This window comes from Pseudomonas sp. PDM18 (assembly GCF_014852585.1).
In the GTDB taxonomy this organism is placed as follows: domain Bacteria; phylum Pseudomonadota; class Gammaproteobacteria; order Pseudomonadales; family Pseudomonadaceae; genus Pseudomonas.
Window position 1 is genome coordinate 62,000 of the sequence record NZ_JACVBX010000011.1, and the last position, 15,644, is coordinate 77,643.

Annotated in this window: 12 protein-coding genes; 5 read left to right on the top strand and 7 right to left on the bottom strand. The window is 66.2% G+C overall.

What is annotated here, in order from left to right; genetic code table 11:
• Positions 1-9: 9 nt before the first annotated feature.
• The 3 genes from IB274_RS21175 to IB274_RS21185 all read left to right on the top strand — a co-directional run bounded on the left by IB274_RS21175 (position 10) and on the right by IB274_RS21185 (position 7,409).
• Entirely contained in the window at positions 10-3,675 is a 3,666-nt protein-coding gene (locus IB274_RS21175) for a translocation/assembly module TamB domain-containing protein (protein ID WP_192434795.1), read from the top strand.
• Between the two features lie 114 nt (positions 3,676-3,789).
• Complete coding sequence (mgtA, locus tag IB274_RS21180; protein ID WP_192434492.1) at positions 3,790-6,507, top strand: magnesium-translocating P-type ATPase; 2,718 nt, start codon at positions 3,790-3,792, stop codon at positions 6,505-6,507.
• Between the two features lie 95 nt (positions 6,508-6,602).
• Positions 6,603-7,409: a substrate-binding periplasmic protein gene (locus IB274_RS21185; protein WP_192434494.1), complete on the top strand. Its 807-nt coding sequence runs from the start codon at positions 6,603-6,605 to the stop codon at positions 7,407-7,409.
• A gap of 3 nt (positions 7,410-7,412) precedes the next feature.
• On the opposite strand, the gene IB274_RS21190 is transcribed toward IB274_RS21185, so the two are convergent.
• On the bottom strand, positions 7,413-7,880 hold the full coding sequence (locus IB274_RS21190) for a thermonuclease family protein (RefSeq protein WP_192434496.1): 468 nt from the start codon (positions 7,878-7,880) through the stop codon (positions 7,413-7,415).
• A gap of 67 nt (positions 7,881-7,947) precedes the next feature.
• A complete protein-coding gene (locus IB274_RS21195; RefSeq protein WP_192434498.1) occupies positions 7,948-8,940 on the bottom strand; it encodes an aldo/keto reductase in 993 nt (330 codons plus the stop codon).
• Between the two features lie 115 nt (positions 8,941-9,055).
• Here IB274_RS21195 and IB274_RS21200 point away from each other — a divergent pair, with 115 nt between their 5' ends.
• Complete coding sequence (locus IB274_RS21200; RefSeq protein ID WP_192434500.1) at positions 9,056-9,955, top strand: LysR family transcriptional regulator; 900 nt, start codon at positions 9,056-9,058, stop codon at positions 9,953-9,955.
• Between the two features lie 138 nt (positions 9,956-10,093).
• A complete protein-coding gene (locus IB274_RS21205) occupies positions 10,094-10,915 on the top strand; it encodes an alpha/beta fold hydrolase (RefSeq protein ID WP_192434502.1) in 822 nt (273 codons plus the stop codon).
• A 43-nt stretch (positions 10,916-10,958) separates the two neighbouring features.
• On the opposite strand, the gene IB274_RS21210 is transcribed toward IB274_RS21205, so the two are convergent.
• The 5 genes from IB274_RS21210 to IB274_RS21230 all read right to left on the bottom strand — a co-directional run bounded on the left by IB274_RS21210 (position 10,959) and on the right by IB274_RS21230 (position 15,633).
• On the bottom strand, positions 10,959-11,888 hold the full coding sequence (locus tag IB274_RS21210) for a hypothetical protein (RefSeq protein WP_192434504.1): 930 nt from the start codon (positions 11,886-11,888) through the stop codon (positions 10,959-10,961).
• 374 nt (positions 11,889-12,262) lie between these two features.
• A complete protein-coding gene (locus IB274_RS29720; protein WP_225614963.1) occupies positions 12,263-12,826 on the bottom strand; it encodes a VOC family protein in 564 nt (187 codons plus the stop codon).
• A gap of 151 nt (positions 12,827-12,977) precedes the next feature.
• The gene (locus IB274_RS21220; protein ID WP_156160322.1) at positions 12,978-13,652 is read right to left on the bottom strand and encodes a methionine ABC transporter permease; all 675 of its coding nucleotides are present in this window, start codon (positions 13,650-13,652) and stop codon (positions 12,978-12,980) included.
• A complete protein-coding gene (locus IB274_RS21225) occupies positions 13,615-14,676 on the bottom strand; it encodes a methionine ABC transporter ATP-binding protein (protein ID WP_192434506.1) in 1,062 nt (353 codons plus the stop codon). Before IB274_RS21225 ends, IB274_RS21220 begins: the two co-directional genes overlap by 38 nt.
• 159 nt (positions 14,677-14,835) lie before the next feature.
• Positions 14,836-15,633, bottom strand: coding sequence for a MetQ/NlpA family ABC transporter substrate-binding protein (locus IB274_RS21230; RefSeq protein ID WP_192434508.1), 798 nt, complete (start codon positions 15,631-15,633; stop codon positions 14,836-14,838).
• Positions 15,634-15,644: the final 11 nt, after the last annotated feature.

Below are 15,644 nucleotides of genomic sequence, written 5' to 3' on the forward strand. Positions count from 1 at the left end.
GCAGGCTGGATGCGCGCGCTGCGCTGGAGCCTGGGCGGCCTGCTCGGGCTGATCCTGCTGCTGGTCATCGTGGTGGCCGCCTTGCTCTGCACGCCTGCGGGCAGCCGCGCGGTGCTGAGCTGGGTGCCGGGCCTGAGCGTCGATGATTTTGACGGCCGCCTTGCCGGTGGTCTCAGCGCCAAACGTGTGGAGTGGACCGACGGAGCCACCCGCCTGGTGCTGGATCAGCCACAGATCGACTGGTCACCGGCCTGCCTGCTGCGCATGACCCTGTGCTTGCACAAGGTTGTGGCCAAGGAAGTGCTGCTGACCCTGCCGCCGAGCGAGCCGAGCGAATCGTCCGGCCCCATTGAGCTGCCCGACCTGAGCCTGCCGCTGTCGCTGGAGCTGGGCGATATCCGTATCGGTCGCTTCCTGCTCGATGGCCAGGAGCAACTGCGCGACGCCGAACTGGCCGCGCACTGGGACCAAGAAGGCCTGCACATTGACTCGGTGAAGCTCGCCCGCGATGGCTTGAACCTGTCGCTCAAGGGCCTGCTGAAGCCGACCCAGGGCTGGCCGCTGGAGGCCGAGGGTACTCTTGGGCTGCCGGCGCCGGGCGAGAAGCCCTGGAACCTGCAACTGCAGGCCAAGGGCGAGCTGATGGGCCACCTCAAATTGCAGGCGCAGAGCAATGGCTACCTGAACGGCAACCTGGAAGGAGACCTGCAGCCACTGGCGGAGAACCTGCCGGCCACTGCGCTGGTCACCGCCGACGGCTTCAAGGCCGATGCTTCCTTACCCGACACCCTGACGCTGAACCAACTACGGCTGAATGCCAGCGGCAACCTCAAGGATGGCTACCAGCTTGCTGGCGCCGCCGTGCTGCCCGCCGAGGAAAGCCCGGTGGTGCTCACCCTGCGCGGCCGCGTCGACGCCGAGGGTGCGGATATCGCCGCACTCGACCTGAGCGCCGCCAAGGACCAGCGCGTGGCGGTCACCGGCCGTCTGGACTGGAAGGACGCATTTGCCGCCAACGCCCAGCTCGACTGGCTGGACTTCCCTTGGCGTCGGCTATACCCGGAGATCGATGAGCCTCCGGTGAGCGTGCACACCTTCAAGGCCGAAGTGAGCTACAGCGACGGCGCCTACCTGGGCAACTTCGACGGCGCCTTCAAGGGACCGGCCGGCGATTTCGCCCTGGCCAGCCCGGTGTCGGGCAACCTCGCGGAAGTCTTCCTGCCATCGTTGAAACTGGTGGCGGGGCAGGGCAAGGCGGAAGGGCACCTGAAGGTCGGTTTCGCCGATGCAGTGACCTGGGACGCGGCGCTCGACCTGTCCGATCTCGACCCGGCCTACTGGCTCGCCGAGATGCCCGGCCGCCTCGGCGGGCCGCTGCGCAGCAAGGGCTCGTTCAAGGGCGAGGCGCTGAACCTCGATGCCAACCTCGACCTGCAGGGCCGTCTGCGCGGCCAACCCGCTGCCTTCAAAGCGAATGCCATGGCGGCGGGGCAGGCGTGGAAACTCGACGGCCTGGTGCTGCAGTTGGGCGACAACCGCATCAGCGGACAGGCCGCGCTGGACCAGCGCCTTTCCGGCCGCCTGGACATCGCCTTGAATCGCCTCGGTCAACTGTGGCCACAGCTTTTTGGCCAAGTGAGTGGCCGTCTTGACCTGGCTGGCACACTGCAGGCGCCGCAAGGCCAACTGAAACTCGATGGCCAGCGCGTCGCCTACGCCGACCAGGGCCTGCGCACGCTGGACCTGACGGCTGCCCTCGACGCCGCCCAGCGTGGTCGCATCAACCTGACAGCCCAGGGTCTGCACAGCGGCGAAACGGACTTCGGCGTGCTAAAGCTCGATGGCAGCGGCGACCTGAAGCGTCAGCAACTCGCCCTCAACCTGACGGGTAAGCCGGTGGCGCTCGACCTCGGCCTGGACGGCAACTGGAACGGCAAGGACTGGCGCGGGCGATTGACCAAGGGTGACATCCAGAGCGGTGGCCAGGACTGGCGTCTGCAACAGCCGGCACGCCTGGAACGCCTGGCGGACGGGCGAATCAATCTCGGCGCCCATTGCTGGGCTTCAGGCCCCGCCAGCCTGTGCATGGAAGACCAGCGGCTGATGCCCGACCCACGCCTGCGCATGCACCTGCGCGAGTTCCCGCTGGACAGCCTGGCGCGCTGGCTGCCCGAGGACTTCGCCTGGAGCGGCAAGCTCGACGGCGACGTGCAGCTCGACCTGCCCGCCAGCGGACCCAACGGTTCGATCCTGATCAATGCCAACAACGGCACCCTGCGCATCAAGGAGCAGGAGGAGTGGGTCGACTTCCCCTACCAGCGACTGCAACTGGAGAGCCGCTTGATGCCCCGGCGTATAGACACCTCCCTGCAGTTCCAGGGCGACAAGCTCGGCAGCCTGCAGGCCCAGGTCCAGCTCGACCCGCGGCCGAAAGCCAAGCCGGTGAATGGCACCTTCAGCCTCAATGGTCTGGACATCTCCGTGGCGCGGCCTTTCGCGCCCATGGTGGAAACCCTGAAAGGCCACCTCAACGGCAGCGGGCAGATCTCCGGCGGCCTGCTGGCGCCACGAGTGGATGGCGAGCTGCGCCTGAGCGACGGGGAAATCTCCGGCGGTGACCTGCCGACCCGCTTCGAGCAGTTGCAGGTCGCCGCCCGCATCGCCGGCGAGCAGGTTGATCTGAGCGGCGACTGGAAGGCTGGAGAGCATGGCAACGGCAGCCTTTCCGGACGTATCGCCTGGTTCAGTGGCTTGGATGTCGACGTGAAGCTGCGTGGCAGCCGCCTGCCGGTAACAGTGGAGCCCTACGCCAACCTCGAGGTGGAGCCTGATCTCACCGTGCAGATGGCGGGTGAAAGGCTCGCCGTTTCGGGCTCGGTGCAGGTGCCGCGCGGCGCCATCACTATTCGCCAGCTGCCGCCATCCACGGTCAAGGTATCCGACGACACCGTGATCGTCGGCGCGAAGCAGGAGCCGAAAAGCGCCCTGGCGGTGAACATGGATATCGACGTCAGGGTCGGCAGCGACAAGCTGACCTTCAGCGGCTTCGGCCTGAATGCGGAGCTGGCCGGCCAGGTGCACATCGGCGACAACATGGATACCCGTGGCGAACTGCGCCTGAACAACGGCCGCTACCGCGCCTACGGTCAGAAGCTGACCATCCGCCGCGCACGCCTGCTGTTCGCTGGGCCTATCGACCAGCCGTTCCTCGATGTCGAGGCGATCCGCAAAGTCGACGACGTGGTCGCCGGCCTGCGCCTGACCGGCAACGCAGAGCAGCCGCGCAGCGAGGTGTTCTCCGAGCCCGCCATGAGCCAGCAGCAGGCGCTGTCCTACCTGGTGCTGGGCCGACCGATGTCCAGCGGCGAGGACAGCAACATGCTCGGTGAGGCGGCCCTGGCGCTCGGCCTGGCAGGCAGCGCGCCGCTGACCGGTGAAGTCGCCCAGCGCCTGGGCATCCAGGACTTCCAACTGGACACCGAAGGCACCGGCAACAGCACCAGTGTGGTCGCCAGCGGCCAGCTTTCCGACCGCCTCAGCCTGCGTTACGGCGTGGGTGTGTTCGAGCCGGCCAACACCATCGCGCTGCGCTACCTGCTGAGCAAGAAGGTCTACCTGGAGGCCGCCAGCGGCCTGGCCAGTTCCCTGGACATCTTCTACAAGCGCGACTTCTGAGTGCTCGCTGTCAGCGGCGCATCCGCGCCGCTGACAGCCTTCATAGCCCCTTAAGGTACTCGGCACAGACTCCCCACCGCCGCCGGACGATGTGCGCACAAGGGGAACGTCATCATGCGCCTGGACCTCATCAGGACCCACCTGCTCGAATTCATCAACAAGGGCTTCCCGGCCCGTCAACTGCGCCGGTTGGCCGCTCGCGACCTGCTGCGTGGTTCGGCGGCCGGGAGGCAGGCGCCCAATGCACTGACCTCGGGGTTGCTGGAGTGGTCCGCGCTGGAACCGACATCGGTGCTGGAGCGCCTTGCAAGTCGACGTGACGGCCTCAACGAGACCGAGGCGGGCGAACGCCGCCAGCGCGACGGGCTCAACGAAGTGGACCAGGACCGCCCCATCGGCGCCTGGATGCACCTGTGGTACTGCTACTGCAATCCCTTCAACCTGCTGCTCACCGTACTGGCGACCATTTCCTGGCTCACCGAAGACGTCGAGGCCGCGGTGGTGATCGGCAGCATGGTGGGTATTTCCACGCTGCTGCGCTTCATCCAGGAGAAGCGCTCCAACCGTGCGGCCGAGAAGCTCAAGGCGATGGTCAGCAACACCGCCACGGTGTTCCGCAGTGCCGAAGGCGATGGCCCCGCGCTGCGGGTGGAAGTGCCGATCCGCGAGCTGGTTCCCGGCGACGTGCTGTGGTTGTCGGCGGGCGACATGGTCCCGGCAGACGTACGCCTGCTCAGCGCCAAGGACCTGTTCGTCGGCCAGGCCGCGCTCACCGGCGAATCGCTGCCGGTGGAGAAGTTCGCCCAACTGCGCGACGCCCGCCAGGGCAATCCGCTGGAGCGTGACAGCCTGTGCTTCATGGGCACCACGGTGGTCAGCGGCTCGGCCCTTGCGGTGGTGATCGGTACCGGCCCGCGCACCTATTTCGGTTCCCTCGCCGAGCGGGTGATCGCCAGCGATCCGACGCCGACGGCCTTCCAAACCGGCGTCAACCGGGTCAGCTGGCTGCTCATCCGCTTCATGCTGGTGATGGCGCCGGTGGTCCTGCTGATCAACGGCTTCACCAAGGGCGACTGGCTGGAGGCCGCGCTGTTCGCGCTGTCCATCGCCGTCGGCTTGACCCCGGAAATGCTCCCGATGATCGTCACCTCGACCCTGGCCAAGGGCGCGGTGGTGCTCAGCCGGCGCAAGGTGATCGTCAAGCGCCTGGACGCCATCCAGAACTTCGGTGCCATGGACATCCTCTGCACCGACAAAACCGGCACCCTGACCCAGGACCGCATCGTCCTCGAGCGCCACACCGACGCCTTTGGCCAGGTGCAGGACCGCGTGTTGCAGCTGGCCTTCCTCAACAGCCACTACCAGACCGGGCTGAAGAACCTGCTGGATGTCGCCGTCCTCGAGCACGTCGAACTGCGCCATGCGCTGAAGGTGGACAGCCGCTTCCGCAAGCTCGACGAGATTCCCTTCGACTTCGCCCGCCGGCGCATGTCGGTGGTGGTCAGCGAACGTGAGGACAACCACCTGCTGATCTGCAAGGGCGCGCTGGAGGAGGTGCTGTCGGTCTGCACCACGGTGGAGACCGCCGACGGCGTCGAGCCGCTCACCGGGGCGCGTCTGGAGAGCATCCGCGCGGTGGCCGATGGGCTTAACCAGGAAGGCCTGCGGGTGGTCGCCGTGGCCACCCGTGAGCTGCCGCCCACCCGCGATGTCTATGGCGTGGCCGACGAGAGTGATTTGTGCCTGGCCGGCTACATAGCCTTCCTCGACCCGCCCAAGGAAACCACCGCCCCGGCGCTCAGGGCGCTGGCGGAGAACGGCGTGGCGGTGAAAGTGCTGACCGGCGACAACGACCGCGTGAGCCTGAAGGTCTGCCGTGATGTGGGGCTGTTGGTCGAAGGCGTGCTGCTGGGCCCGCAACTGGACGAATTCGACGACGCCGAGCTGGGCGAACTGGCCGAGCGCACCACGCTGTTCGCCAAGCTCACTCCCAGCCACAAGGAGCGCCTGGTGCGGGTGCTGCGCGAGCGCGGCCACGTGGTCGGTTTCCTCGGCGACGGCATCAACGATGCGCCGGCCCTGCGCACGGCGGATATCGGCATCTCGGTGGATTCGGCGGTGGACATCGCCAAGGAAGCCGCCGACCTGATCCTCCTGGAAAAGAGCCTGATGGTCCTGGAGGAGGGCGTGATCGAAGGGCGCCGCACCTTCGCCAACATGCTCAAGTACATCCGCATGACCGCCAGTTCCAACTTCGGCAATGTGTTCAGCGTGCTGGTGGCCAGCGCCTTCATTCCGTTCCTGCCGATGCTCCCGCTGCAACTGCTGGTGCAGAACCTGCTCTACGACTTGTCGCAGATCGCCATTCCCTTCGACCATGTCGACGACGAACTGCTGCGCAAGCCGCAGCAGTGGAACCCGGATGGACTGGGGCGCTTCATGGTGTTCTTCGGGCCGATCAGCTCGATCTTCGACATCGCCACTTTCCTTGTGCTCTGGCACGTGTTCGGTGCGAATTCACCGGCGCACCAGACGCTGTTCCAGTCCGGCTGGTTCGTCGAAGGTCTGATCTCGCAATTGCTGGTCGTGCACATGATCCGCACCCGGCGCATCCCTTTCCTGCAGAGCCGCGCCGCCTGGCCGCTGCTGGGCATGACCCTGGTGATAGTCGCGGTGGCGATCTCCCTGCCCATGGGGCCGCTGGCGCATTCCTTCCGCATGGAGACGTTGCCGCTGGGCTACTGGCCGTGGCTGGCAGCGATCCTGCTGGGCTACATGGCGCTGACCCAGACGGTGAAGGGCTGGTTCGCCCGGCGCTATGGCTGGCAGTGAGCGAAACGGAACCAACGTGCGAACCCGATCATCGCTGGTCACGCGAGTGCCGGGTTCACTACACTCACGGCATCCGTCTTCTCCTGCTGTGAGTCGTGATCTTGCCTTCGCAAGCCCATCGCCTGCCGTTGCCTCCGCATGCGCGCCTGAAGCGCCTGGTCCTGTTGGGTCTGGCACTGGCCAGCGTGCCGCTGGCCGCCTGCGAGAAGACCCTGCGCTGGGATGACGACCCGCCCTTCAGCATGCAACTGCCCGATGGCCGCGTCGGCGGGCTCTATGTCGATTTGAACCGTGCCGTGCTGGAGCGCCTGGGTTGCGAGGTGCGGATGATCAAGCTGCCCTGGGCGCGAGCGCTCAAGGAGCTGGAGCTGGGCCGCCTCGACGTGCTGCCCGGCGCCTTCCGCAAGCCCGAGCGCGAGGTCTACGCCTGGTTCTCCGGCACGGTGTTGCCACCCTCGCGCAACATCCTCTTCGTCCGTCGCGGTCTGCCCCAGCTCGACAGTCTGCGACAGCTTTCCGACCTGCCCGGCCGCGACTTTCGCCTCGGCGCGCAGATCGATGTGTCTTACGGCGAACCTTACCGTCAACTGATGGCCGACCCGGGCTACGCCGCGCGGGTGTTCTTCAACCCCAGCCGCAGCAACCTCTGGCACATGGTCGACAAGGGCCGCATCGACGGCATCATCGCCGACGAGCACAGTGGGCAGTACGAGCTGCAGCAGCTGGGGCTGGCCAGGCGTATCGAGCCCACCGGAGTGGTGGTGTCAGCGGAGTCGGCGGAAGTCGCTTTCAGCAAGCGCACCCAGGACGAGGACTTTGTCCGTCGCTATGCGCAGACGCTCAAGATGCTGGTGGAAGAGGGAGAGGACCGGCGCATCCTGCAGCACTACGTCAGCAATTGACGCTCAGGGCTTGCGCCAGAGATTGGTGCGTCGCGCCTTGGCCTCGTGTTCCTCGAATTGGTACTGACCGACTTCCTCAGGTGTCTGCGCGTCGCTTTGCCGCCAGCGTGCGAGGCCGATGCTTAGCTGTGCCCGGCCGATATCCAGGGTGTGGCCGCAGTTCGGGCATTCCGCCGGGGTGACCCAGACCGCCGCGCGCAGACTGCCGTCGGGCAACTGCTCGGCGTGCTTGAGCGTGGCGCTTTTGCCCAGTGCGAGCTGCACCAGGGCCGCGCGGGAGCGCTGGCCAAAGGGCTGCTCCAGTTCGGGAGCGGTGACGCCGCGCAGGTGGATGGTGGTATCGCCGCCGTCCGCACGCTGGCAGGTCAGTTGATCGCCGCTGAACACGGCCGTCACCTGGCATTCCTCATCCGCGTAGGCGGCGAGGGGAAGGAAGGAAAATACGAGCAGTGCGGCGGGAACGAATCGCATGGAGCCTCCGGTGGACCTCCCCAGCATAACCGCTGGGAGCGTCCATCGGAGCCCCGTTGCAGAGCTTTTACTGGATCAGCGCCAACACTTGTTCGCTGTAGCGACCGCCAGCGGCCGCACCGACCGGGAAGATCGCGTCCAGTTCCAGCAGTTCTGCCGGGGTCAGTGCCAGGTCCACGGCGGCGACGTTCTCTTCCAGGTACTTGCGCTGCTTGGTGCCGGGGATCGGTACCAGGTGCTCGCCCTGCGTCAGCACCCAGGCCAGCGCCAGTTGCGAGGGCCTCACCCCACGGGCGGCGGCCAGCTCGGCGACCTTGTCCACCAGCAGCAGATTCTTCGCGAAGTTCTCGCCAGTGAAACGCGGGCTGGAGCGGCGGTAGTCGTCCTCGGCGAAATCATCCGGGCTCTTCAGCGCTCCGGTGAGGAAGCCGCGGCCCAATGGGCTGTAGGGGACGAAACCAACACCCAGTCGTTCGCAGGCGGCCAGCACGCCGTTCTCTTCCGGGTCGCGGGTCCACAGCGAGTATTCGCTCTGCAGCGCGGTGATCGGGTGGATCTTGTACGCGCGCTCCAGCGTTTCTGCCGAGGCTTCGCTCAGGCCCAGATAGCGCACCTTGCCCGCCTTCACCAACTCCGCCATGGCACCGACGGTTTCCTCGATGGGCACCTTGGGGTCGACGCGGTGCTGGTAGTAGAGGTCGATATGGTCGGTGCCCAGGCGCTTCAGGCTGCCTTCAACGGCCTGGCGGATGTATTCCGGGCTGCCGTTGGCGCCGCGCACCTGCGGCTGGTCCGGGGTACGCACGATACCGAACTTGGTGGCGAGGAAGACCTGCTCGCGCTTGCCTTTCAGGGCTCGGCCGAGCAGCTCCTCATTGGTGTGCGGGCCATAGATGTCGGCGGTGTCGAGCAAGGTGACGCCCAGCTCCAGCGCGCGGTGCAGGGTGGCGATGGATTCGGCTTCATCGCTGCCGGTTGTGTAGAAGTCGGACATGCCCATGCAGCCGAGGCCGATGGCGGAGACGACGGGGCCTTGCGAGCCCAGGCGGCGGGTCTTCATGCGGGATTCTCCAGGGTGGGTCAGGGGTAGGACCATTCTTGTTGTTTGTCAGGCGTGGATAAACCGGCGGATTGCGGTTTAACTATTCGGCCTGGATGAATAATCGGAGTGCACCATGGACCGCTTGCAGGCCATGCAGGTCTACACCCGCATCGTCGAACTCAAGGCCTTCGGCAAGGCGGCGGACAGTCTGCAGATGCCGCGCGCCAGCGTGACCCAGCTGATCCAGCAACTGGAGACGCACCTGGGCGTGCAACTGCTGCGCCGCACCACGCGGCAGGTCAGCGTCACCGCCGATGGCCAGGCTTACTACGAGCGCTGCGTGCGTCTGCTGGAGGACCTGGAGGAGGCGGAAAACTGCTTCTCCAATTCGTCCGACAACCCGCGCGGCAAGCTGCGTATCGACCTGCCCAGCTCGTTGGGGCGGCTGGTGGTTATCCCGGCGCTACCGGGGTTCTGCCGGCGCTATCCGCAGATCGAGCTCGAACTGAGCCTCAATGACCGCCAGGTGGACCTGGTGCGCGAGGGCGTGGATTGCGTGCTGCGCGCCGGCGAGCTGCCGGACTCCAGCCTGGTCGGTCGGCGCATCGCCGAGCTGGAGCAACTGACCTGCGTGAGCCGCGCCTACGTGCAGGAGTTCGGTTTGCCCGAGCATCCGGACCGCCTCGAAGGACATCTCGCGGTCAATTACCAATCAGCCTCCAGCGGACGCATCTTCGACCTGGAGTTTCGCTTCGACGGCCGGTTGCGCACCCAGCGGTTGCCCAGTCGGATCGCGGTGAACAACGCCGATGCCTACATCGCCGCCTGCCGCGCCGGCTTCGGCCTGATCCAGGCGCCGCGCTATCACCTGAACGAGGGGTTGGCCAGCGGTGAGCTGGTGGAAGTGTTGCGCGCCTGGCAGCCGCCGCCGCTGCCGGTCAGCGTGCTGTACCCGGTGCGCCGGCAGATGTCGCGGCGTCTGCGGGTGTTCTCCGACTGGCTCGGCGGCTTGTTCGCGGCCGGCATCGGCTGAGCGGTCGCTCGTCGGAAAGCCGTCGGGCACAGCTGCCCGAGTCACTGCGCTGGCTATGCTAAAGGCCGCCGTAGAGCGGTCCGTAGTCGCTGAAATTGCGGCGTTTCTTTTCAACCATTCCCTGAAGGAAACGACCAAATGAGCTTCGTCAAAGCGAAAGATGGCACTGAGATCTTCTACAAGGATTGGGGCAGCGGGCAGCCGGTGGTGTTCTCCCACGGCTGGCCGCTCAACGCCGATGCCTGGGACGCGCAGATGCTGTTCCTGGTGCAGAAGGGTTACCGGGTCATCGCCCATGATCGCCGCGGTCACGGCCGCTCGGGCCAGCCTGCCAAGGGCAATGACATGGATACCTACGCCGACGACCTCGCGGCGGTGATCGAAGCGCTCGATCTCAAGTCTGCCACGCTGGTAGGCCATTCCACCGGCGGTGGCGAGGTAGCGCATTACATTGGCCGTCATGGTACCAAGCGGCTTTCCGGCGCCGTGCTGATCGGAGCGGTGCCGCCGCTGATGCTCAAGACCGCCGCCAACCCGGGCGGGCTGCCGATCGATGTGTTCGACGGCATCCGCAAGGGCGTGAAGGAAGACCGCTCACAGTTCTTCAAGGACCTGGCAATACCGTTCTATGGCTACAACCGGCCGGGTGCGAAGCAGTCCCAGGGTGTGATCGACAACTTCTGGCTGCAGGGCATGACGGGCGGGCACCTGGGCCTTTACCTGTGCATCCGCGAATTCTCCGAAGTGGACTACACCGAGGACCTGAAGAAGATCGACGTGCCGGCGCTGATCCTCCACGGCGACGACGACCAGATTGTCCCCATCGGCGCTGCTGGCCAGCGTTCGGTGGAGCTGGTGCAGAAGGGCGAGCTCAAGGTCTACAAGGGCGGTTCGCACGGCATGTGCGTCACGATGGCCGACCAGGTGAACGAGGACCTGCTGGGTTTCCTCAATCGCTGAAGCGAAGTCGCCGGGGCCGCCTGGCCCCGGCTTTCGCAAGGCTTCAGCGATCGCTGGACTGCCCGCCGACAGTCTTGTTGATGGCGCTCAACGCTGTGTTGAAGCGCACGGTCTCGTTGAAGCTGCGGACGATGGCGCTGAAGCGCTCCTTGGCGTCCACCAACTGCTTGAAGCGTTCGGTGAGCTCGTGGTCCTTCTGCTGCAGCATCGTCTCGCGACCATCGAGCTCGGTATGGCGGACACGCATCTGCGCCAGCTTCCTCTCCAGTTGCTCCTGCTCCGCCTGCAGTACCTCCGAACGCTTGGCGGTGGCGCGGTCGCGGCTGTCGACGGTCTCCGCCAGCGACTGCAGGGTGGCGCTGCGTTCGGCCAGCGTAGCGGCTTGTTGTTCGCCCAGTCGGGCCAGCGCGGCCTTCTCCTGCTGCAGGCGTTGCTCCCATTGGCGCAAGGCTTCCTCTCGCTCATTAAGCAGGCGCTCGCGCTCATCGGCCTGTTCGTGGCGCGCGTCCAGCGTCTCGCGCTCTTTGATGGAATCCAGCCGCTGCTGTGACAACCCCTGGGCCATGCCGGCCAGGGAATCCAGGGTGCTCTGCACGTCCAGCAGGACGTTCTCGGTGTCGCTGGCCTGCGGTGACAGGGCTTCTGCCAGCAAATGATCTGCCGAGCCCAGCGAGCTGACGGGCGCGGTAACGGGCTCGCTGCTGGTCCGGCTCGCCTCCTGATGCAGGGTCTCGTTCAACTGGTTGAGCTGATCCAGGGTGTGCTGCGCGCTTTGTTGCTGTTTCAGGGCGTAGTCGGTGACGCCTGGCGAATAGCCGGAGGACTGGTCGGGGGCGGCACCGGGGAAGTCCGGCAACTGGCCGGGAGGCAGGTCGTAGAGTTGCGACAGGTGATCATCCGGATTGGCGAATGGGCGCTGTGGATCGGGCTGGCCGGCGCCTTCAGCCGGTTCCTTGGAGTTGCGGATACTCATGGTGGTCTCCTGGGGCTGTTGCTTCGAGTCGCCCGGCTGTATCAGGGGAGATGGACTGGGCCGCGGTGCAAGCAGGCTGCCCAGGCGCGCGGTGAACTGGCGAACCCGTGCCATGGCGGGCAGCCGCTGCGGCAGGGCCGGAGCCTGGGTATTCATCTGTGCCTGCAAGGACACGGACGGCGCGGAGGAGGAGAATTCGAGCGGCTCTGACATGGCGGTACTCACGCGGAATGCTTGCGCTGGCTCGGGCGTCGGACTGCCTGGCCCGCTCTCCCGTGGGTAGCTGACGAGCGCCCAGTAGCAGTTTAGGTCGTGGTCGATGTTTTGCTGGGCTGAGCGGATTTGTGGCGCCGTGGGTGACGAACGGTGGGCTGTCAGCGGTGTTCCAGCACGTTTACCAGCGTCCCCAGCGGATCACGCAGAAAGAACCGGCGCACGCCCCAGGGCTCGATAGTCAGCGGATAGGTGATTTCATGGCCGGCCACGACGGCGCGTTCGTGTACCTCCTCGAGATTGTCCACCTCGATGGACAGGTCCGGCACTGGTGCGCCGGAGCCGCCTTCGCTGGCCAGGCTCATTTGTGCGAGCGCACTGTCGGCGCTGGCAAGGGTGATCAGCCAGCCGTGGTCCATCACCACGTCCAGGTCGAACAGCTCGCGGTAGAAACGCGCGACGTCGGCAGGCTTGCCAGTGGCGAGGTTGGCGACGATGCGGCGGACGGTCATGGCAGAACTCCGTGGCTGGAGTCCGCCAGCATAGCCGCTCTGTGTGCCGGGCGTGCCGGTGGCATGCGCCGACGGTGGATGCGGTAGAACTGGTAGATCACGCCGACCACCAGTGCCAGCGACGCGACCATTGCTGCCATCTGCACTGGCGGCCAGTGGCACCAGGCTGATGGCGGCATGCACGATACCCTGGGTGGAGAGGGGATTGGCCATGGGCAACATCTGCGCGGTGAGCGGACACTCTCTTACGAGCAGGGACGCCACGCATCCACAAGCCGTGCCGGGGCATGGAGGGGCGGGTGTGTTGTCTGGTTAGACGCAACCCGCGTGGCAGCAGACTCGTGCGGATTTCAGCCGACGAACGTCACAGGCGCTTGTTGAGCCAGCGCGCCAGGCGGTCGCCGCCGAACTGGATCAGGGTCACCAGCGCTACCAACAGGATGATCACGGTGAGCATTACCTGGGTGTCGAAGCGCTGGTACCCATAGCGGTAGGCGAGGTCGCCGAGACCCCCGGCCCCGATAGCGCCTGCCATGGCGGAGGAGTTGATCATGGTCACCAGGGTGATGGTGAAGCCGGCGACGATGCCCGGCCGCGCCTCGGGCAACAGCACGTTCCAGATGATGTGCCGGGGCTGGCAGCCCATGGCCTGGGCTGCTTCGATCAGGCCGTGGTCGACCTCGCGCAGGCTGACTTCGGCGATGCGCGCGAAGAATGGCGTGGCAGCGATGGTCAGCGGCACTACCGCCGCCCACACGCCGTAGCTGGTGCCGACGATCAGCCGGGTGAAGGGGATCAATGCGACCATCAGGATCAGGAACGGGATCGAGCGCAGCACGTTGACCACGCTGCCCAGGCCCTGGTTGAGCAGGCGCGCCTGGAAGATCCCGCCGGGGCCGGTGGTGACCAACACCAGGGCCAGCGGGATGCCCACCAGCAGGACGATGGCCGAGGACGCGCCGATCATCAGCAGGGTATCGAGCAGGCCTTGCAGCAGGCGATCAGGCATGGGTGAGCACCTCCAGGCGATCGGCGACATCGCGGGCACGTTCGAGCAGTTGCGGGGCACTGGAGGCAGGCGCGGCGACGCTCAGCAGCAGGCGGCCGAGGGCGCGGCCCTGGATGCGCTCGATGCCGCCGTGCAGCAGGCTGATACGGCTGCCGAGGGCTTGGGCGATAGCCAGCAGGTCCGGCTCCTGTTCGCGCGCGCCGGTGTAGTGCAGGTCGAGGATGACTTCATTGTCCGAGGGATGCTCCAGCCGTGCCAGCAGGTCCGGCGGCAGGTGCTGTTGCAGCGAGCCGAGCAGGGTACGGCTGACCTCGTGCTGCGGGTTGCCGAAGACTTCCCAGACGTCGCCATGCTCGACGATGCGCCCGCGTTCGAGCACCACCACGCGGTCGCAGATTTCGCGGATCACCGCCATCTCGTGGGTGATCAGCACGATAGTCAGGCCGAGGCGGCGGTTGATGTCGCGCAGCAGGGCGAGGATGGCCTGGGTGCTCTCCGGGTCCAGCGCCGAGGTCGCCTCGTCGCAGAGCAGGATTTCCGGCTGGTGCACCAGCGCGCGGGCGATGCCGACGCGTTGCTTCTGCCCGCCGGAGAGTTGCGCCGGGTAGGCGTGGCGCTTGTCTTCCAGGCCCACGAGCTGCAGCAGCTCGTCCACTCGCTCGGCGATGCGCGCCTTGGGCACGCCGGCCACGCGCAGAGGCAGGGCGATGTTCTGCGCGACGGTCTTGGCCGACATCAGGTTGAAGTGCTGGAAGATCATGCCGACTCGGCGGCGCAGGCCGACCAGTTGCTGAGCGTCGAAGGCGCCGATGTCTTCGCCGTCGATCAGTACCTGGCCGACGCTGGGTTGCTCAAGGCGGTTGAGGGTGCGGATCAGCGAGCTCTTGCCGGCGCCGCTACGGCCGATGATGCCGAACACCTCGCCACGGCGGACGGAGAGTTCGATGTCGCTGAGTGCCTCCACCGGGCCGTGATGGCCGGCGTAGGTCTTGCCCAGCCCGCGCAGGGCGATGTGCTGGGTGGCGAGTTCGAGATTGCGGTTGAAGCTGACCATGGTGGGGGCCTGTTCTGTTGGTGCAAAGGTGCGGTCAGAACGTAGGGCGCATAACCTGGAACAGGTTATCCGCCGGCGGCTGCACGGCGGATAACGCTGGCGCGTTATGCGCCCTACGAATGGGCGCGCGACCGTTGAGGGGGTGGACGCCGGCAGTGGTTACTGCCAGCCCGGCTGGTAGAGCGAGCCGTGGGCCTTGTCCAGCGCGGCGCGCACCTGCGGCGAGTGCTGGTAGAGATCGACGAACTTCTTCAGCTTGCCGTCCGGGTCCTTGTAGTCGTCACGGGTGACGAACTGGATGACGTATTCCTTGTTCTCGATGCCGTCGAACAGCAGCGCGCTGTTCGGATCGATGGTCCCGGCCAGGCGGATGTAGTGCGGGTAGCCCTGGGCGAGGTCCACATCGTCCAGCGCGCGCACCAGTTGCACGGCCTCCAGCTCGATGATCTGGATGTGCTTCGGATTGGCCACGATGTCGTCCAGCGTCGCCTTGTAACCCACGCCATCCTTGAGCTTGAGCAGCCCGGCCTTCTGCAGCAGCTGCAGGCCGCGGCCGCCATTGATCGGGTCATTGGCGATGGCGACCTTGGCGCCATCGGGCAGGTCGGCGATGGCCTTGTACTTGGTTGAGTACAGGCCGACGTTGTTGATGATCCCCGGTGCGAACGCCTTCAGGTGCAGGCCGCCCTCGCGATTGGCGTTTTCCAGGAAGGGCGTGTGCTGGAAGTAGTTGGCGTCGATGTCACCGTGGTCGAGGGTGATGTTCGGCGCGTTCCAGTCGGTGAATTCCACCAACTCGACCTTCAGGCCCTGCTGGGCGGCTTCCTTCACCGCCACTTCCAGCGGCGGGGCGAAGGCGGCGGTGGTGCCCAGTCGCAGGGTGTCGGCGGCCTGGGCGAGGCCGGCGGCGAGGAGGCCCAGGGAGAGGCCGAGGGAAAGCTTGAAGCGTGCATGCATGGCAACGAATC